Source organism: Vibrio sp. vnigr-6D03, from assembly GCF_002835515.1.
Lineage (GTDB): Bacteria > Pseudomonadota > Gammaproteobacteria > Enterobacterales > Vibrionaceae > Vibrio > Vibrio penaeicida.
On record NZ_PIZL01000044.1, the window covers coordinates 35,729 to 54,625 of the forward strand.

General features: G+C 44.2%; 17 protein-coding genes. 6 read left to right on the top strand and 11 right to left on the bottom strand.

Going from position 1 to position 18,897, the window contains the following annotated elements; all coding sequences use genetic code 11:
- Positions 1 to 4: 4 nt before the first annotated feature.
- Positions 5 to 934 (bottom strand): LysR family transcriptional regulator, encoded by a 930-nt coding sequence (locus tag CW749_RS25010; protein WP_101115187.1) that lies wholly within the window; start codon positions 932 to 934, stop codon positions 5 to 7.
- Positions 935 to 1,048: 114 nt separating this feature from the next.
- Here CW749_RS25010 and CW749_RS25015 point away from each other — a divergent pair, with 114 nt between their 5' ends.
- From CW749_RS25015 to CW749_RS25030, 4 genes are all read left to right on the top strand, one after another.
- The gene (locus CW749_RS25015; protein ID WP_101115188.1) at positions 1,049 to 1,993 is read left to right on the top strand and encodes an NADP-dependent oxidoreductase; all 945 of its coding nucleotides are present in this window, start codon (positions 1,049 to 1,051) and stop codon (positions 1,991 to 1,993) included.
- A 118-nt stretch (positions 1,994 to 2,111) separates the two neighbouring features.
- Positions 2,112 to 2,666: a GNAT family protein gene (locus CW749_RS25020; protein WP_101115189.1), complete on the top strand. Its 555-nt coding sequence runs from the start codon at positions 2,112 to 2,114 to the stop codon at positions 2,664 to 2,666.
- Complete coding sequence (locus CW749_RS25025; protein WP_101115190.1) at positions 2,659 to 3,132, top strand: GNAT family N-acetyltransferase; 474 nt, start codon at positions 2,659 to 2,661, stop codon at positions 3,130 to 3,132. Before CW749_RS25020 ends, CW749_RS25025 begins: the two co-directional genes overlap by 8 nt.
- A gap of 85 nt (positions 3,133 to 3,217) precedes the next feature.
- The gene (locus CW749_RS25030) at positions 3,218 to 4,090 is read left to right on the top strand and encodes an alpha/beta hydrolase (RefSeq protein WP_101115191.1); all 873 of its coding nucleotides are present in this window, start codon (positions 3,218 to 3,220) and stop codon (positions 4,088 to 4,090) included.
- Positions 4,091 to 4,095: 5 nt separating this feature from the next.
- Here the strand turns inward: CW749_RS25030 and CW749_RS25035 are convergent, their stop codons facing one another.
- The 5 genes from CW749_RS25035 to CW749_RS25055 all read right to left on the bottom strand — a co-directional run bounded on the left by CW749_RS25035 (position 4,096) and on the right by CW749_RS25055 (position 9,400).
- The gene (locus CW749_RS25035; RefSeq protein ID WP_101115192.1) at positions 4,096 to 4,740 is read right to left on the bottom strand and encodes a sigma-70 family RNA polymerase sigma factor; all 645 of its coding nucleotides are present in this window, start codon (positions 4,738 to 4,740) and stop codon (positions 4,096 to 4,098) included.
- Positions 4,730 to 5,122: a c-type cytochrome gene (locus CW749_RS25040; RefSeq protein ID WP_101115193.1), complete on the bottom strand. Its 393-nt coding sequence runs from the start codon at positions 5,120 to 5,122 to the stop codon at positions 4,730 to 4,732. The genes CW749_RS25035 and CW749_RS25040 overlap by 11 nt, the downstream gene beginning before the upstream one ends.
- A gap of 77 nt (positions 5,123 to 5,199) precedes the next feature.
- Complete coding sequence (locus CW749_RS25045) at positions 5,200 to 5,805, bottom strand: ferritin-like domain-containing protein (RefSeq protein ID WP_101115194.1); 606 nt, start codon at positions 5,803 to 5,805, stop codon at positions 5,200 to 5,202.
- A gap of 106 nt (positions 5,806 to 5,911) precedes the next feature.
- Complete coding sequence (locus CW749_RS25050; protein WP_101115195.1) at positions 5,912 to 7,804, bottom strand: hypothetical protein; 1,893 nt, start codon at positions 7,802 to 7,804, stop codon at positions 5,912 to 5,914.
- A gap of 150 nt (positions 7,805 to 7,954) precedes the next feature.
- Complete coding sequence (locus CW749_RS25055) at positions 7,955 to 9,400, bottom strand: oligosaccharide flippase family protein (protein WP_101115196.1); 1,446 nt, start codon at positions 9,398 to 9,400, stop codon at positions 7,955 to 7,957.
- 345 nt (positions 9,401 to 9,745) lie between these two features.
- Between CW749_RS25055 and CW749_RS25060 the strand changes: the two genes are divergently transcribed.
- Together CW749_RS25060 and CW749_RS25065 are read left to right on the top strand one after the other, a co-directional pair.
- On the top strand, positions 9,746 to 10,891 hold the full coding sequence (locus CW749_RS25060) for a glycosyltransferase family 4 protein (protein WP_101115197.1): 1,146 nt from the start codon (positions 9,746 to 9,748) through the stop codon (positions 10,889 to 10,891).
- Between the two features lie 119 nt (positions 10,892 to 11,010).
- Complete coding sequence (locus CW749_RS25065; RefSeq protein WP_101115198.1) at positions 11,011 to 11,400, top strand: hypothetical protein; 390 nt, start codon at positions 11,011 to 11,013, stop codon at positions 11,398 to 11,400.
- 411 nt (positions 11,401 to 11,811) lie between these two features.
- On the opposite strand, the gene CW749_RS25070 is transcribed toward CW749_RS25065, so the two are convergent.
- The 5 genes from CW749_RS25070 to CW749_RS25090 form a co-directional block, all read right to left on the bottom strand.
- Positions 11,812 to 12,828, bottom strand: a complete 1,017-nt coding sequence (locus tag CW749_RS25070) for a hypothetical protein (RefSeq protein ID WP_101115199.1) — start codon at positions 12,826 to 12,828, stop codon at positions 11,812 to 11,814.
- 11 nt (positions 12,829 to 12,839) lie between these two features.
- The gene (locus tag CW749_RS25075) at positions 12,840 to 14,162 is read right to left on the bottom strand and encodes an outer membrane protein transport protein (RefSeq protein ID WP_180958492.1); all 1,323 of its coding nucleotides are present in this window, start codon (positions 14,160 to 14,162) and stop codon (positions 12,840 to 12,842) included.
- Positions 14,163 to 14,241: 79 nt separating this feature from the next.
- On the bottom strand, positions 14,242 to 16,557 hold the full coding sequence (locus CW749_RS25080; RefSeq protein WP_101115201.1) for a patatin-like phospholipase family protein: 2,316 nt from the start codon (positions 16,555 to 16,557) through the stop codon (positions 14,242 to 14,244).
- 41 nt (positions 16,558 to 16,598) lie between these two features.
- A complete protein-coding gene (locus CW749_RS25085; protein ID WP_101115202.1) occupies positions 16,599 to 18,200 on the bottom strand; it encodes a peroxidase in 1,602 nt (533 codons plus the stop codon).
- A complete protein-coding gene (locus CW749_RS25090; protein ID WP_101115203.1) occupies positions 18,200 to 18,895 on the bottom strand; it encodes a hypothetical protein in 696 nt (231 codons plus the stop codon). Before CW749_RS25090 ends, CW749_RS25085 begins: the two co-directional genes overlap by 1 nt.
- Positions 18,896 to 18,897: the final 2 nt, after the last annotated feature.

Sequence of the window (18,897 nt, forward strand, 5' to 3'; positions counted from 1 at the left end):
TGTTTCACTTTGGTGATACTGGCATCCAGTTAAACACGGCACTCTGCTCCGATAAGCAAGTATGAACTTCATTAATAAGCCACTTTAGCGCTTGGCTGTTGGCACTCCTTTTATGCCAAGCGATTGAAATAGGTGCCGGCGGAACAACTAGCGGCAGTGGCTTTTCGATGAGTGTACCGGCGTGTATATCTCCACAAACCACTGAGCGTGGCATAACGCTCATTAAGTTTGATTGTTTGAGTAAATGGATTGCGCTAGAAAAGCTGTTAACTGTAATGGCAACACGCCTAGACAGATTCATTTCTTTTAGACGGCTATCAACAATGCCTTTCGGATCCCCCGACAAAGAGACCAGTAAATGCTCTTCTGTGCAGAATGTTTCAAGTGACATGTCGTCTTTTGCTCGCGGGTGTGAAGGCGGCATCACACATGTAAAGTGATTTTCAAATATGAGCTTTGAGTGGATGTGCGGGTGTGATGTGGGGTAGTAATCTAAAACCAAATCAACTTGCGCATCAAGGAGCAGCTGCTCACCATCTCCTCTAAAGGGCACGGCATACAAATCAATGGCTTTTGCTCTTTGTTCAATCACGCGCCTTAAATGTGGCCAAAACAGATAGCTGACACCGTCGGTCAGTGCTACGCGAAGTTGAGTTCGCGTTTTCATTGGGTCAAATGTTTGTGGTGTTACCGCTTGTTCGATCTGTTTGATCGGGTTAGCGATGGTTTCCCATAAATTGATCGCATAGGGGGTGGGTTGAATGCCTCGTCCTTTTTTAACAAATAGCGGATCTTTCCAAATGTAGCGCATTCGAGATACCGCTTTGGAAACCGAAGGCTGGGTCATCGCTAGTTGCTCTGCTGCAATCGTAATGGATTGCTCTCGCATAATGGCATCGAAGATCAATATTAGATTTAAATCTGGTTTGGACACGGTTCCATTCTCAACTTATTCCCTTAGGGAATGAAAACTATATTATATATGCATTATTTGGAATGAATTGATTGAGTAATACTGAAGCTGTTCTCAAATCATAAGGAAAAAAAGATGAAAGCAGCATTTATTAATCAATATGGAAACAAAGATGAGCTAGTGATTGGCGACATTGAAAAACCGCAAGTTCAGGCAGGAAAGGTCTTAATAAAAGTCGTCGCTAGTGGTGTTAATCCTGTGGACTTTCATATACGCAATGGGATGTTGAAAGACAGTGGTATGCATACTTTGCCGCTAATTTTGGGCTGGGATTGTTCCGGTATTATCGAAGAAGTCGGAGCTGGTGTTACGGAGTTTAATGTAGGCGACAAGGTGATTGCGTATACCGCCATCGGAGAGCAAGGTACTAATGCGGAATACATCGTAACCAATGCGGATATTGTATCGATCAAGCCAGAAAAGATGAGCTTTTTGGAAGCGGCTGCTTTACCTCTTGCATCGATGACCGCATATCAGGGGCTGCATGATATTGCGGGTTTGAAGCAAGGTGAACGAGTCTTGATTCATAATGCGTCTGGTGCGGTCGGGAGTTTTGCTGTTCAAATAGCGAAATCGGCGGGAGCGTATGTTGTTGCAACATCATCTGCACATAAGTACGACTATGTGCGATCTTTTGGGGCAGACGAGGTGTACACAGAAACGGATCCTAGTTGGAGTGGCACAGCCCGTTTCGATATCGCCTTAGTAGCAAAGACAGGCGATGACCTTATTCGTCGGACCCTTCACGCGGTTAAGCAGGGAGGACAAGTTGTGTCCACCTTTGACGAGATCCCTGCAGCTCAAGCTCAACAAGCAGAAATTGAATTTACACGTATGATGGTCATGCCAAGCCGAGAATCTTTGGAAGCGGTCTTGTCACTGGTGAGTTCTGGCTCTGTACTTACGCCAATAGACACAATTTATCCGCTGGATGACATTCAAACCGCTCACGAGAGAGTTGAAACGTTTCAGGCGGTGGGAAAAATTGTGTTAACGGTAGATCCGATTTTCAAATATTAATTTCTTCATCACGCAATAGATCAAGCAATTAAACATGTGAGTAGCGCGATATCATTCCCTTTTGTATAGTCGCGCTAGCTCCACAATAGGGAGAGAGAAATACTAAATGGAGAGGGAAGTGTTTGAAATTGTTACGGAACGACTGATATTAAGGGATTTTGAGATCCAAGATGTCTCCTCATACATAGCGTTGACTCAAGACTCAAAGTATCAGCGCTTCTATGATGAAGACGATTGCTCGATAGAGAAGGCTGAGTTTTTGGTTAATCTTTTCATTGAGCAAGCGCATGAATTACCACGAAGTAAATATCAGCTCGCCATCGTTTTACAGCAAACAGGTGAAGTGATTGGCACGTGTGGCATTCGATTGGAAGCCGATCAGCAAGCTTCTATGGGGTGCGGTGTGGCGCGTGAGTTTCAAGGTGCTGGGTACGCGCAAGAAGCAGCAGAGGCTATAGCAGGGTTTGGATTTGAAAAGCTGGCGGTTCACCGTTTGTATGCAGAAACGATTGGAGCAAACAAAGCCGCGATAGCGATGTGTCGTCAATTTGGAATGAGAAAGGAAGCTCAGTTTATTGAACATCGATACTTTAAAGAACGTTGGTGGGATACCGTTATCTACGCTATGTTACGTTCGGAATGGGAAAAGAGGAAAGGAAGCCAAGATGATTAGACTACAACCAATGAGCTCACAACATTTGAACCAAGTATCCGAGCTGCATGTCGCAGAAGAGCAGTTAAAGTTTGTTGGTACAATGGAAGAGATTTTGGTGAACGTAGATAACAAAGTACACCCACATGTTATGGTGAATGAAAGCGACAAGGTGGTTGGATTTTTTCTTGTCGATACAACCTACGGTGAGCAGTACGACTTTGCTGTTCGTGGAGCGCTAGGGCTAAGAGCTTTCTTTGTTGATACACGTTACCAAGGAAGTGGCTATGGCAAACAAGCTGTGGCTGCGCTTCATTCCTATTTACAGCAGTGTTATGAGACGTTCGAATTCATTTATCTTACGGTGAATTGCAAAAACCCTGGGGCTTATCGTTGTTATGAGCTCAATGGTTTTAAAGACAATGGTGAGCTTTACCATGGTGGTCCGGCTGGTCCTCAACACATTATGAAAATGTCGCTCAAATAACGGATAAAACCATCTAATTCGGCTTTCTTGAGGTTTAATGTACTGAGAACTAAGCTTGATGTAATTCACTTTGAATAGGGTGGCTATGTCCTCATTTATGCGCTTAGTTTGGGTTGTGTTGATTTCAATACCTGTCAGTACGATTGCACTCGCATCCACCGGCCACAGCACCTTTCGCGATATTGCGTATGGTGCGCACAAGAAGCAAAAGCTGGACGTTTACTTTCCACAATTCGCTAAAGACGCTCCGGTGATCTTTTTTGTTCACGGTGGTGCATGGAGAATTGGCGATAAGGGAGCGCGATCGCAGGTAAAATCCAAAATAGACAAGTGGGTAAAAGAAGGGTTTGTTTTCATTTCGGTGAATTACAGAATGTTACCGGAAACCCCGCCATTGGTTCAGGCTCAAGATGTGAGAGACGCGTTAATATTTGCACAAAATAATGCTTTGAAATGGGGTGGCAGTCGACACAAATTCGTTCTTATGGGGCATTCAGCTGGTGGGCATCTCATTTCTCTGGTTTCCGTCAAACCAGTGCTCATTACTCAGCGAGGCGCAACACTTTGGCTTGGTACTGTGTCACTTGATACTGCGGCGTATGACATTGTTAAAATCATGTCTGCAGATAGAGTGAATCACTTTTACAAGAAAGCTTTTGGTGAGAGCCAAAAAACTTGGAAACTCGCTTCACCGTTACTGCAACTTCAATCTTCGATTCCTCCGTTTCTTGCCGTATGTTCTTCAACGCGCAAACAAGATTCCTGCCAACAAGCCGAGGTGTTTGCAAAGAAGGTGAATCTTCTGGGCGGTAACGCAAAAGTGCTTCCTGTCGAGCTTTCTCACCGTAAGCTCAATGTGAAATTAGGCGAAGACTCACCTTATACTCAACAAGTCCATACGTTTATTATGCAGTTACTCTCTTCACATTTATCTCTACAACCCGAAGAACAACCCTAGGCGATTCATTGTTTGTTCCACTCGGCTAAAACGTGGTGGGTAATGGTATCGCATCGGTCACCAGCAAATTCGTAGAGCGACATCGACTCTTTTTCCATATGAATTCGAATTTGCGATTGCAATTGCATTCGCGCTCTCCGATATCGTGTTTTAACCACCGTGACATCGAGCCCCAAAGAGTGGGCAGTTTCGCTGGAAGATAACCCCTGTACACAGCGCAATATGAACACCGAACGGTAGTTAAGCGGTAGCTGATCAATTTCATTTTCAAGGAGTTGAAGTATGTTCTGGTTCATAACGGGCTCCGAAACAGATTGATGAAATTGATCGCTGGGTATTTCTCGGTCGCCATAATACTCAAGCCTCTGTTCCGACCTTAGGCGATTTAACGCAACATTTCGAGTGATGACAGAAAGCCATCCCGCGTATCCTGTTGGACCACGAAACGTAGATAAATTCTGCAATGCACGTAGATGAGCTTCCTGAACGATGTCCATGGCGTCATCAGTATTGTTCGTGAACCCACGAGCGATCCGAAACAACAGTTGATTATAGCGACGGATGAGCACTTCAGCTGCTTGGTTGTTACGCGCTAACGTGAGTTCAATGAGTGCCAGATCAGAGTAGGATGTGAACGTATTATCTGTCATCGTGTAACCCCTCGCATTCTTCGGAGTGCTGATCCAGTGTTTTTAAATAAGCGATAATGGCGATTCGCTGCGTTTGGCTTGTTACGCCTGCTACTGTCATTTTAGTGGCAGGAATCGCTTTTCTAGGATTTTCTAGAAAACGATTGAGTGTGTCTTCATTCCAAACCCAGTTAGAATCAAGCATTGCTTTGCTGTATCGATAATTTTTTTGAGTACCAACTTTTCTTCCAAATAAGAAGCAGTGTTTAGGCCCCGTTCGATTATAAGAGGGAGAATGACACCCAACGCAGCTTTGGTACAGGTGTTCTCCTTGGGCAACCGTGCTGGATTGTGAAAAAGGCACAAAGCCCAATCCAATAAAGAATAGATAAAGATGGCGCATTTTGGCTCCTCAATTGAGTTGAATGAGCAAAGCCATTTCTAGAAATCACTTTGCTAATAACCATTTAGAAATATGGGTTAGGAAAAAAATGCACCTGGCACTGGATCTAAACCTAATGCGTTCCTTAAGATTGCCCAATGCATGGCTTCGTCGGCTAAAATGCTGGCAGCAGCTTTGGAAAAATCGCGGTTATCAAAAAGTGGGATCGCCCCAGCATAGGCACTCACTGCACCTCGCTCCAATTGAGCGGCAAACATTAGTACATCGGAAGGTTGTTTTAATTTCTCGACTGGAAATTGATACTGTTTGAGGGGTTCAGATGGGGTTCCACCTAACTGTGTTACCACAGAAGCCAACAATTCAATATGCTCTTTATGATGCCCTTGAAACTGAACGGCAACGTTTAATAGATCTTTGCCTAGTAACTGGCTTTCTGCACCAAGCTGATAAGCGGCAACGGCTTCTTGTTCTGCCTCTATTGCGGTATTTAGAATGACAATGTCACTTTGTACGGCGTTATCTGACAGCGCTTTTTGTCCGTGATAACTGGCTTGAGCGGAATAGCAACCACTCATCATGGTGAGTGCAGTTGCTGAAAGTGTTGCTGCGCCAAACCCTTTTAAAAATCCGCGGCGGTTGAACATATCCTTGTGATAAAGATCATTCGTTTCTTTGATGCTCATGTGCTTTCTCCTTGTAAAGCGCAGCCAATACACTGCGCATAATAGGTAAAGACGCACTCATCAAAGAAAAGGAACAAACTATTTTAAAATAATGACTATAAGTTGCTTACTGCTTACTGCTGCGGTTGAGAGGCAGAAATTCGATTTCGCTACCTTCCCCTGTGAGAATAGAAACGCGCTCTGGTTTTCCTTTCGCATCGAGTTTTACTTCTCCAATGGCAGTGGCATTGACCAGTCTTCGAGTTCCTTCGATGCTTGGGCTACGCTTTTGGACTTTCAAACGCTTTCGCTTGGTAAAAAAGTTCAGTGGTGAGCGAGGAGAGTAAAGCAACCGATCCGCATGATCGCAGAACCCAAGAAGCGGCTCTGGAAACTGAGCTTTGATGCCGCTACATGTAATCTGGTGGATGTTTGGGCTGCACTTGCGAAATCGTAGCTTGATATCGTAGGCAAAAGAATAGTGGACATCTCCCGACAAGATAACAAAGTGGGTAGGTGTTTTTGTGTGAGTGAAAATGCTGAGTAAAGTATTTGCGCTACCGGGGTGTGCCATCCAGTTTTCAGCATCGATCATCAAAGGCTGACCTATCATAGTTGCCGCTTTTTGGAGTGCTTCGATAAATTTCACACCAAACATTGGCGCAGCAGAAACCACGATAACTTTTTCTTGATGCATTAGCTCTTGTTGAAACTCAATGAGCGCTTCCCAGTCCATCAATCCAGAGGGCTTGTTCATTTTTGATTCTGAGCGCCAGCGGCGAGTTCGAGTATCCAAAACCACAACTTTGGGCGAGGTATGTATGGTGTAGTGCCATTTCTCGAATTGGTACAAATGCTGTATGAAAGCATCTTGATTCTGTACATTTGGCGAATCAAAAAAGGCGTTAGCCAATGCCAAAAACTCCGAGTTGAAATTAGAGGGCTCGTTTCCCCATCCCTGACAAAGCCAGTAACTCAGTAAACCATTACCGATGATTCTTTTGGAAAAGACGTTGTTGTATGCCGCTTTCTCCCAACCAATGGTCAGGTTCCAGTCGTCGGTGACATCGTGGTCGTCAAAGATCATGTAAGTAGGCAAATGTGCAAATAGCCTATGAGCAAAAGGCAACCCTTCTACAAATTGTGTAATTTGGGTATTTTCTTTTTCCCATCGAGCTTTGAGCTTATTTGTCAGTGTCGTTGGCGGGCACGAATAAGCAACATGCTGCCAAAGTTGTGGCGACCAAACCAACAAATACATCGCGAAGAACTCTGAAAAGCTGATCAAATGGTTGCCGCAATCTCTAGAACTAAAAACCGGAGACGGCATAGAGGGCATAAACGATAATAACCAACTTCTTTCTGCTTGATAGCTAGGTAGCAAAGATTCGCGACCGTAAAAGCTGTCTGCATGAGCGTGTAAGTCTGCGGTCGATGCGATTTTGGCATCGTTGAACGTTTCATTAGGCAGCCCTAGCAAATCGATCACTTGCACAATCGCACTCAGCATCGGGCCTGCGACATGGTCTGCATAGATTTGATCGCCGGCCATTAACAGCATATCGGGGCGTTCATCCCAAGGTTGCTTGGCTATTTTAGCGTCCGCCGCAATCAGTGCGTCTTTTCCGTTGTGGTGTGGGTTTCGACATGAACCGTGCAAAATATAATCGGCGGTGGACGGTATTTTTATCGAGAGTCTTTTTTCTTCTTCATAGAGTAAGTGCGGACACAGTTCGATGAAGTTACCTTTCTGAGAGATAAACTCGTATTCAAGGCGTTCGTCTACAGGAAAATTGCCATGAAAATGAGCAAGAGTAACAAAGGCACGAGCACCCACTTGAATTGGCTGGCACTGGTTTAGATCGTGAGAGAAGATCGCTTTGTCTGAGTCTTGCTGATAAAGCTGAAAGTGACCAGACAGTGGCTCTGTGGTGACCACCCAAAAAACCAACTCATTCGATGTGGCTTTTCTATGCATGGGACCTGCAATCAGGAATGGTAATGGCGAAGACTGATTCATAAACTCTCTATCGAATAACGCTTACAACTGCTTTGCTATCGAAAACAGACCCTAATTATTGAGTTTATCCGGAACGTGACGTTAGAGCACGGGTATTGTCAGCAAATCTTGCATTTTGATCGCGTTTGACTTGAATCGTGTTCGGTAGCACTAGTGCGCCGTTGGCATATGAGATTTCACAAAGTTGCTCAACTTGATTTTGAGTGATTCAGGAATAGGGATAATACCGAAAAGCAGGAATCCTATGGTTGCAAATACCGAGACGATCATGCCCAATACTATGCTGGGAACAAACGTGAGGGATGCATCAAGCCATTGGTGCAGTTGCCACGCTGAAAATGCAATCATAATACTTTTGATCCAGTTGGCGTGTCGGTAAGGTAGCGGTTCTTTTTGCTGGCTAACCAAGTAGATCAGCATTAAGCGAACCGAATAAGCACCACCAAGAACCGCAATGACAGCAATGACCCCGAATTGTGGTACAAGCCAAACGTAGCCAGCTACAGCAAATACCGCGCAGGCACACTGGATCCACATCTGTGCTTGGCTGGAATCCCCGCTAAAGCAGCCTAAGTTTAAGTAATCCCCAGCGGTTTTTATCATGTTCACCAAAATCAGCCCCACAACAAGCGTCGCCGACATATGATAATCGGATGGTAGCGCTAGGGTGATAAAACCAGGCACCGTGAGTATCATCAGCATCCCCAGATAAATGCCTAAGTTGGTCCCAAGCATCGCATTATCGGCACAAATCTGTTTACCATTGTGTTGCTGTAGCAATGCGATTCGATTGGGGAACCACCATAAAGCGTAGGGTTCAAGAGCCAGCCCTAAAATTAAGGCAAACTTCACTGCAATGGCATACACCGCAAGCTCTTCTACTCCTATAAAGCTCGCAAGTAGCCAACGATCTAACCCTGTAATCATATAGATACACAAGAATCCGCCTAACGTCGGCAAGGCAAATTTCAATAGCAATTTTGAGTATTTAAGCTGACCAAAAGACCCCATTTCTTGTTTTTGGTACCCAAGCAAACACAGCATCAATAGCACGCTTGATACCATGCAAGAAATCAAGACAGCATCAATGCCATAGCCAGCTTCAAGCAAAATGAAAGTCATTAGTGCTTGCCCTAAGGCTTTCATTACATTTAATACACAGAACCGTTTTGCGAGATCGTTCATTCGCATAAGGGTCATAGGAATAGTAATTAGCCCATCCAACAAAATGGGAATGGCAAGCAAAACGATTTGATAGCTTTCGAATGCTGCTGGCAACATTCGAATGAGTAAAGGAAGCGTGATGAAAATAATAAACGCTCCAATGCCACTAAAAAGAACACTGAGAGTAAAGCAGTTAGAAATGAGCGCGCGTTTGTGTTCACCTTCTGCCGTCCCAACATATCGGTACATCGCGTTTATGATGCCGAAGCTAAACATAATGGTTCCGATATCGGCTAGTAAAAGCAGTATTTCAAGCGACCCGTATTCCACTACAGAAAGCTTTCTTGTGAGATATGGGATCATCATAAGGGAAACCCCTTTCATCATAATGATTCCAATGGCGTAGTACGCCGACTGTGCTAATGCTTTCATTCGCTTCTTGCCTTCTGTTTTGATTTCAGGCGATAAGGACTTCAACTTGCGATTTGCTTCATACCAATTAAATCAAGGTGGAGGTCACTTGGGTATAGACATTAACTTAGGCAGAAAACATGCCAAGCCATAAATTATTGAAAAATAGCTAAAAAAAGATAGGTGAAGAAAAAGCGACACAATTTGAAGATAAACCAGCCGTGTACATTCATATTGCTTTTCAAATTGAGAACTTATGACCTTTTCTTTTGCCATTGGCATCTAATTGTTTGATTTTAAAGGGAGGAATGATTGGCGTGTATTTTGCTGTGTAGGGTACAAGGTAAATCAAGTGAGAATTTGGTCATGAAGAAAGTGGCATTTATTACGCCCACCTATCCGGCATTAAGCGAAACCTTCATCCAGACAGAAGTGGACTCTATTCAAGCGTGCGGGCATCAAGTCTGTGTGTTTACTTTTGAAAAAGAGCATTCGGATAATGTGTTTAACTATGACGTTGTCACTATTGGTGAGAAAATCCCGATGCGTATGCTGATACGCACTTCGTTGCTCGGTGGATTAAAGGCTCTCCACTTTGTCACGAATCAAAATGGCTTGCCGAAGAAATCGCTCTACTATTACGGCGCTAAATTGGCTTTGCAACTGGCAGAGAAGGGCGTTGACCACGTTCATGCGCATTTCTGTCAGCATACTGCTGCCCACGCGATAGTCGCTGCCAAAATATTGAACATTGGTTGTTCTTTTGTAGGGCACGGACACGATGTTTATGAGTCCCCACTCGATATCGACAGAAAAATAGAAACCAGCGATTTTGTGGTGGCTGTTTGCAAAGATATGCAACGTGATTTCGACAGCATGGCAAGGGGAAACATAAAGCTGCTGCACTGTGGTGTAAAAACAGAACGATTTGTTATGCAAGAAAAGTCACCGACTGAACATGTTCGATTGGTGTTTTTGGGAAGATTGGTCGTAACGAAAGGTGTTCATTATCTAATCAATGCTCTGCTTCCATTGATACATCATTACAATATCAGCTTAGACATTATTGGAGATGGGGAAATGAGAGAAGAGTTAGAATCTCAGGTTAACCGCCTTGGGCTGGACTATTATGTTCGATTTTTGGGTCCACAACCCCATCACTGGGTGAAAGATCACTTGGCAGAATATGATTGTTTGGTCGCACCGTTTTGTTTTTCTGACACAGGATGTGTCGATACCGGCCCGCTGGTTCTAAAAGAGGCAATGGCGGTTGGAACCCCCGTGATTTGCTCAGACATTATGGGATGCAAAGAAATTGTTACCTCTGAGACTGGATACTTGGTTCCGGAAAAAAATGTGGCTGAGCTATCACAGAAAATTTCGGAGTTTGCTCAACTTTCGTTTGAGGAGAGAGCACAAATGGGGCGTGCTGCGAGAGATCGAGTACTAAGACATTTCAACGCAATCGATCAGGCTAAACAGCTTTCGAACTGGATAGAAAACTTGGCTTAATTTTGCATTAAAAACCTTTACCTACCCATGACGTTACTATGACAAATGTTGCACTTTCATTTTATAAAACAATTTTGCTGTACGGGGAATTTGGAATTTAAATTGAAAGGATAAACGTTATGAAAACACGCAACGTAATTGTGCCTCTGGCACTTCTTGTATCGACTCAAATTTGGGCGGGGATTTTTGGCGATAGCGTAAGCACAAAGTTTGAAAACTATCAGGAAATGGAAGCGTCCGGCATTGTCGAGCAGGGCTGGCTTCCGGCTTTTCTACCTAAATCTGCCATTAATATCCAAGAAAAACACGATCTAGACACGAATGTCGTTATGGCAACGTTCGAATATGATCCACAAGATACTGGATCTGTTCAGGAAAACTGCGATTTGAAGTCTGAGTCGGAGCAAGGTTCACGTTATGCTTGCTCTCATGGGGACAGCGACGCCTTTATCGAGCTTCGTAAAGATGGAACAGGCACATTTTCAAGTCAGCCTAAAGTGATTGAATAATTTGATTTCAAAACAATGCCTTGCTTTGTATTCCATCACATCGTTCTTTAACATGAAATCGCAGAGTTCGACTTCTTGGTTTTTTCAACAAATCAAAGCACAAGCAAAACTTATACACAAGCAAAGCTTAGGCATAAAAAAATCCCCAGCTTAGTGCTGGGGATTTGACATTAATGTATCTTGGTTTTTATAGATATTGATTTTTTATAGTGTTGCTATTTCTAGTTTTCTGACGGTGTCAGAGACCGACTTGTTGTCGGTTAGTTTGCAAGCAAAGGTGCTTAAAAGCGATGTTTTGTACAATACACCATTCTATTTCAAAATGTAAATGTAAAATGATGAAAAAACGTCTCGCTTTTTGAACGCCCGTGCTCATTGAGATTAAGCTCATTATAACTGGCTGAATAAGGGTTATTTTTTAGCCGGTATGTTTTTTTCCCCATTAACGAGAATATCCAAATATTGGGTGAGCCTTTTTTGCATTTTGTCTTTGCACATCTCATCATCGCTGGCTAACTCTTGTTTTATAAGCAGAAGCTCTTGCGACAGTTGCGTTACAAACTGAAGTTTTTCTTTCCGGTATTGGTTTTCTAATTGCTGTCTCAGTACCGCTGGGTTTTGTACTTTCTTAGGAGTAATAAAGGATTTAAGGGTTTCGACGATCCTATCCAGTAAGTTGTAAACCAAGTTTGCAGAAAACCCTCCAAGCAAAGCGGTTGTTATACGAATAGCTGCGTGATTTGCCTCTGAATTTGTATCAACGGCTATCATGTCTGTCGTGGATTGTGCGACGGCGTCTAAGTTGATTGGAATAAGCTGAGTGAGTGTAATACCTGATATTAATCCCACTACAAATCGAACCCAATATGAGCTCTCGTGCTTTGGATCATAGACGCCTTGAGTAACAAAACTATTGGCTTTGAATAGCCCGGCAAAGGAAGCACCAATCGCAGACGCGGCTAACAGAATGGCCTGCACAAACAACAAATCGGTGCCTTGCAAATCGAACATGCTTGCGACCATATTTTCATTGTTAACAGCTCCTGAAAGGCTCAGCCCAATCAATGAAAAAAGGGAAACGAGCGCTACTGCCATCATTCTACGAATCAATGGCACACTGCCCAAGAATAAGAAGGGAGGTGCCTTTTTGTTTTCGTCATACATCAGCAGGATAGTTTGAGGCTTCGCAGGGGCGACTAACTCTGAGAGTTGATTGTAGATATCGGTTACCTGATGTGCGCGGACATCTTGCTCCTCTGATAAGCCTGAGTTGAGCAGTCGCATTAGATTTCCTGGAACGGTGATCCCTTTTGAAAATGCGTAGTGGGCAAGTGCTTCACATTCATTCTCCAACTGATCTAAAAAGCCGCTGTTGGTTATCATTGTAGGTTGCTGTTTTTCTAGATCTTCGGTGTGCGGTATATCCATAGTGCACCTTCCTAGAATGTGTAGTTAAGCTGTGCCATAAATATATGGGCATAGAGGTCCAGATCCGCTGATAACGTACCGCGAGGTATATTGTTTCCACCTTCGAGATCAATCGTGACTGGGGTAAATTTGATGTACTGATAACCCATATCGAGTTTCACGTTTTCGTTGTACTGATAGCTCATGCCTAATCCAACATTCCAGCGATCATTATTTGGCGCTCGCGGGCTAACAGCATCAGCTGGCGTAGGGTTCCAATCGTATGCGAAACCCGTACGCAGTTTTATGTCTTGGCTGTATTGATAGCCCATTCCGATAGCGACGAACCAGCTGTCGTGCCAATTGTTGTCTACTATCGTATCCGCCAAACCGTTCCCGTAAGTTACGGTAGTATCTGTGAATGCGCTCCAGCCAAATCGATTGGCGTTACCATACAGCTCGAAATCTTCATTTAACTTATGTAATACCCCAATTTGAAACATAGAAGGCGTATCAATATCAAATTGAGCACTGCCCGTTGGGCTGCTGATGGTGACGCCTAAAGATGCAGCTGCGCTTACTAAGGCAGCGTAGTTGGCTGACGATCCTGTAAGTTCTACATCGCCGTTGAATGAATGTGAAATCTTGGAGCGGTAAGACAAACCAAACCGAGTGTTTTCGGTCATCTGGTATTCGGTTCCTAATGAAAAGCCGAAAGCAAGATCTTTACCCGTAATGGTACTAGTTACATCGGTATCAACACTTGGAGATGTAGTGGATGTTGCGACCATAGTGCCTAGTTCTACGGTGTAATATTGGAGATTTACCGCAGCCCCAAAAGACCATTGGTCGTTCATTTTCCACGCGACTGTTGGGCTTAGGTTATAAGCGAATAGCGCCGTTTTGGTGGCCGTGTAACGAGAAACGGCGGTATCAGGGTAATCGGAAACGTATGCGTAGGGAGCACCAATGCTAAGCCCCAGTACTAACCCCGGCTGGTATTCATGGGTAAAGTACAAAGCACTGCCATAGGCGGTATCTATAGGTTGCTTTGGCTCGGCTGGATACCCTGAAACATCCACAGTTCCAGACGTATATGGCGCTGTTGCAGTGGCATTTGTTAGTTTGGAGGTCGGCATATCTAATACCGCTCCAATGGAAAAGCGTGTTCCATCAAACCGCGCAATGGAGGCAGGGTTTGAAAACATGGCGCTGATATCATTAGCGCCTGTCCCGTTTGTTGAATAAGCGCTTCCCAAACCTTCAGCACTTTGGTGCAAAAAGTGATAGCCATTCGCCAACGCGTTACTGATGGGCAATACTGCAATTGCTGAAGATAGAAGCGAATAAGACATTACTTTATTCATCTTGAATTTGACGTTGTTTATCGATTTTTTATTATTCATTGTGTACATCACTTATCCGTAAGTTAATTTAAGCGCTTCGTCGATTAGAGAAAGAACCTTCTGATTCTGAAATGCTTTGTTCTTGATTAAATAGGGTCTGATAGGCCACCTGATACCCGAGTGCGCGATAGGCTTCAAACTGCGCTTCATCGAAGAATTGGTCTCCGGATGATTGGTTAGGAAACTCTGGGTTTTTGGATTGATAATTGGCGATGTACCGATATTTATCGAAATAGTCATCGTTGCTAGGAACGTCGGTAGACATCGTATCTTCTGGGTTGGTCATGACCGATTTTATGTAAAGGATTTTGCCGACTCGTCCATTTCTATAGTGGATTTCTCCATGAGCATGCGCTTGTTTTTTATGCTTTATCTCATCTAGCCCAGTCATGGTGATTTTGATACCAAAGTCGGTTTGAATCATTCGTATGGCATCCATCAAGCCAGAGAAGGTTCCCTCTGAATCTGCTTCTGCATCGGATATGATGATGAGCCTGCATTCACGACGAACCAGTTCGTACAACCCTAGGTTCTCGAAATGACCACCATCAGATAAGTTGATGTAATTCTGACTAGTATTGATATTGCCTAACAGTTCTCTGAGAAAGTAAGAAGGACCGACACGGTCATTTCTGAATAGCTTTTTCCACCAAGCACGGCTAGAACTCTGTTCTTGGTTATGGATTTTAGATGGGTTCTTTACCCAATAGTCATAACGAATATTGAGCATTGCCAGTAAGAATACGAGAGGTTTTACGGTGTTTCGCCCCATATTTGGCGCAACTGCTGCGCCCGATATTGCCGTGGCGGTTCCGAGGTTAATGCTTGGCTGAGATGCTTCAAGATCTTGAGTCTTACAAAAACCCGTTTTATTACTTCCGCTAAAGCATTTGGAGAAGATGAAGTTTTCGCCCAGTCGATCTTTTTTATAGGCGTTGACGCTTTGTCCACCATTCAGAGTACAGTTGATCAAAGAGTAAGGCGCATATTCGCTATCCAATTCTGAGAGCTTTAGTTTGTCGGTATGAATGATGGGGGCATGAGGAAAAGGGCTCTGTTTTTTAAACAAATAAGCGAGGCTTAACCTATCGCGATAAAATCGATTTACAGCGGTAAAATTGGCACTGCCAGTAAACTGGTTAAGAAACATGAGGGCTATTGTTAGCGACACTATTGCGGCATAGCTTGTCTCTTGAGTTACAAGCGAATCACTTACATCCAACACCACTACCCAGCATGCGAAAATAGCGGAAAAGCCGATACAACCGACAACAAGCTGATTGCTGATCTTGCTTAGATTTGAAATAACTTTTGCTAGAAGCAAACTGCATACAATGGCGATAGCGAAGCCATTAATGCCCATTTGGTGCAATGATATCCCCCATAGTACAAGCGTTTGATACCATTCAAGCGCCAAGGGTTGAGCTTCAATAATGGCGCTGCCGAATATCGCTGCAACATTAATGGCGATTGCTGAGGTGATTCTGTCTCGCCAAATCCAAGACTGGTTGTTTGAGGAGCTTAGGTTTTCAGTAGCGTTTGTCGTCAGTGCGGAACCAATATAGTTAAGTAACAAAAGCAACATGAGTGATTTCGTCACTGGGAAGTGTGCACCTAAACCAATGTGCTCTAACCACGAGGCATAATCGCTATAAAAGCCAAGTGGTGATGTCGAGAGAAACGCCATTATCATGGCGAAAATAAGTAGATAAGGCAGCACAACTAAGGCGTTAAGTACGATACCCCGAAGAAATATGGCAGGAACACGTATTGTGTCTAGACCGCCATTGGGAGCCATATAATTCGAGTTGTTCCGTAAGTGGCGGAATTCACTCGGCTCTACGTCGCCTTGCTCATGGGTAAAAAGAGCATCAATAGCTTCCGTTTTTTTATCGGCGTACTGCTCGTTTGTCACCGCTCCCGTCATCGCGCTTGAAAATGCAGAACCAATGTAGCCCCCACCTGAAACCGTAGAGAGATAATCAACGTTGTTAAGTAGGCCACTCTTTTTGAATGCTTGAATGACACCGAGATTAAATGTAGCGGAACGAATCCCACCCCCAGAAAAGCATAATCCAACTAAACCTGGGTGAAGAACACTTGAGTCCTCGTTCCACATCTGTTCTTGGTTTTTGTCTGCAAGGGACTCGATGGTTTGATTAAGAGGAACAGAACGCTGATCCCAAGGTATCAGCGTCTGCTCAAAATCAGGCAACGAGGGGGGGGAGCGCTCTAATGCCTGACCATCTCTGTTTATTACCTTTCGTTGCAATACGTGTTTCAATTCTTCCGGTAGCACAACTTGATAGAGGTAATGATTGTGCTTTGTTATTTGATCTGCCATATGACGTCCTTGTCTTTTTACACGTATTAGGTCACGAGACCCTAAGTAGGGTCGATAATGCCTTCTGCTAACATTCGCAATGCAGTGAGGCTTGGGATAAAGAAGTAATCACCGCCTCGCGTTTCCACGAACCTTGGGATATGAGAGCAGAAAAATGGCTTCTTGCCGGTTTGTTCGCTCCCTTGAATGAGCATGCTGCCATCCGCCGAGACGTCAGGGTTATTAGACATATTACCGATGATTGGGTCTTTCTCGTTGGAGCGTTTAAAATCGTTGCCGTAGTTCATCCATTGCTGTTGAACAAACTCGAATTGGCGCTCTATATCGGCATTTAACGCCATGAATATAATGCCTTGATTACTAGAGTCTTCAGGCGATTCGCTCACGATGCCATAAGGTAGACCACGGCGAAGGATACGTCGGCGATTTACCAACGCGCCTGGCGTATTGAACGCATCTTTCACACCGTATTCGAGTGCACCTCGTGGGTTGGCTCTACGAACGTGTGAGCCCATTGGGCATGCCGAGCCTTTTATGTCATCACTGTAGTTGAAAGCCGTGAGTTGCTGTTTTAATTCGAGGTACTTTTCTTTATTTGCAGTTGTCGGATTTTCTTTTGCGTCTTTCTGCGCTTTGCGTAATTTATCGTGAAATGCGTCTGCTTCCTTTTGGGTTGGGAAAGAGGCTATTGGGGCACCATTCTTCCAGCGACCAACAAATTTCGCCGATAGCGCTTCACTTCCACCTTCAAAATCTTTGCCGACTTCTTCACTGTAACGCTTGAAAGATTTAACGTTTTGGTGGAGCTTTCGATACACCATAAAAGTGCCATTTTTAGCCAACAGCGGTGGTGTTGGAGCTTTAGGGTATTCAAACGATTCGTCTCGGTGCCCAAGTATAAATTCACCTGTTTCTAGTGGCTCCCAGCCTTCCATCTTAGATGGGTCTTTCCCTGTTGGCTTTCCGGCTCCAAGGACGCGTTCGGCCGGTGCACCTGTTCCTTTGAAAAAAGGATCGCTAATGCCATCTACATAGCCAAAGTGTTCTTTTGGGGTGACTTTTTCATTTTCTCTTAATGCCGCAGCGTCTTGATAAGGGAGTAACTCTCCATTGCCAGCACGGTGACCTTGCAACAACTCTACGCCTGCATCACATATTTCTATCAACCTAAGCAGCTCTTTGTAGCGAATTTCAATGTCTGCTTGAGTTTGTCCATTTATCGATAACCAAAGGTGCACTTTTTCCGGTGAATGCCAAATAGGATCCCAATGCTCGGGTGCGCTTGATAGGTCGTCTCCGAGTATGTCTTTTCTCGCTGGCATACCCATAGCAAAAGCTTGTGGAAAAGATTGAAGTGACTGCTGTGGCACACCGATTGCCTTTAACCCGTTATAAGTAAAGCCAACGTTGGTGGTGGCCAAAGGCTTAGGGACTGGCTCTTGGTTTGGCCCCGCCTGCCCCCATGGGACAGAGGTTGTGACTTTATTGATTATTTGTCTTAAAAAGCGTCTTGCATCGGCTTCTTTTCGTACCGACAGAAATAGATAGCGCGCATGTGGGTAACCAAATCGTCCATAACCCTTAATAATATTACCTTGGATATCGTGGAGATCTATTGCAGCGGGGGAAGGCGTATCTGACATTATTCTGTCTCCAATGATGGTTTGTTTTCAGCGACAGAAGATGCGCTGTTCTGGCTATAGATATGGGCGGTTGTTGCGACTTCTTCTAAGCTACTCGCCCCTGCGCTCCAACTCGGTGATGAAAGATTGTCGATGTCTATTGCGCGTTCAAACTCTCGAAACAGTTTTTGAATTTCATGTGCTGGCTTACCTTGGTTTGCGTAGACAAAGCGAGAAAATTCTTGCTTCAAAAATAAGCTTTTCAGTTGAGCCTTTAGGGACAAGTCGTTCGAACCATTAAAAAAGAGCTGGTTATCGATTTGGCATTTTTTAACGTATTCGATGAATTGGTCTGCGTTGCTTACTTCGTCAAAAGCGACACAGTGCTGCCAGATTTTCTTAACTTCCCCTTCAGCGTGTTGCCACATGTCGTAGAGGTAGGAGTCCAGATCGCCATAAAAATTGCTACTGAAAACGAGGTATTGAGACTGTAAGTGTTCCTCTCTCGCGGGATGACCTTGATAAAACACATCCGAGAGCACGTAAAAGCGGGCTAAATATGTGTTGGGTACCTTAGCCATCGGGCTGAACCTATCTAACGGTAGCGCATGTAGGTAGTCTCGAAGTATTGCACTGTATGAGGTGTCGTCTTTGCACCCGTTAATGATTGGGCACAATGCTGTTAAGCCGTAGGCGTTGCCACTGGTATTAGACATGA

Coding starts and splice junctions, on each gene's coding strand:
- CW749_RS25015 (WP_101115188.1), top strand. CDS start 1,049: ATGAAAGCAGCATTTATTAATCAATATGGAAACAAAGATGAGCTAGTG.
- CW749_RS25025 (WP_101115190.1), top strand. CDS start 2,659: ATGATTAGACTACAACCAATGAGCTCACAACATTTGAACCAAGTATCC.
- CW749_RS25030 (WP_101115191.1), top strand. CDS start 3,218: ATGTCCTCATTTATGCGCTTAGTTTGGGTTGTGTTGATTTCAATACCT.
- CW749_RS25035 (WP_101115192.1), bottom strand. CDS start 4,740: ATGACAGATAATACGTTCACATCCTACTCTGATCTGGCACTCATTGAA.
- CW749_RS25040 (WP_101115193.1), bottom strand. CDS start 5,122: ATGCGCCATCTTTATCTATTCTTTATTGGATTGGGCTTTGTGCCTTTT.
- CW749_RS25045 (WP_101115194.1), bottom strand. CDS start 5,805: ATGAGCATCAAAGAAACGAATGATCTTTATCACAAGGATATGTTCAAC.
- CW749_RS25050 (WP_101115195.1), bottom strand. CDS start 7,804: ATGAATCAGTCTTCGCCATTACCATTCCTGATTGCAGGTCCCATGCAT.
- CW749_RS25055 (WP_101115196.1), bottom strand. CDS start 9,400: ATGAAAGCATTAGCACAGTCGGCGTACTACGCCATTGGAATCATTATG.
- CW749_RS25060 (WP_101115197.1), top strand. CDS start 9,746: ATGAAGAAAGTGGCATTTATTACGCCCACCTATCCGGCATTAAGCGAA.
- CW749_RS25065 (WP_101115198.1), top strand. CDS start 11,011: ATGAAAACACGCAACGTAATTGTGCCTCTGGCACTTCTTGTATCGACT.
- CW749_RS25070 (WP_101115199.1), bottom strand. CDS start 12,828: ATGGATATACCGCACACCGAAGATCTAGAAAAACAGCAACCTACAATG.
- CW749_RS25075 (WP_180958492.1), bottom strand. CDS start 14,162: ATGTCTTATTCGCTTCTATCTTCAGCAATTGCAGTATTGCCCATCAGT.
- CW749_RS25080 (WP_101115201.1), bottom strand. CDS start 16,557: ATGGCAGATCAAATAACAAAGCACAATCATTACCTCTATCAAGTTGTG.
- CW749_RS25085 (WP_101115202.1), bottom strand. CDS start 18,200: ATGTCAGATACGCCTTCCCCCGCTGCAATAGATCTCCACGATATCCAA.
- CW749_RS25090 (WP_101115203.1), bottom strand. CDS start 18,895: ATGTCTAATACCAGTGGCAACGCCTACGGCTTAACAGCATTGTGCCCA.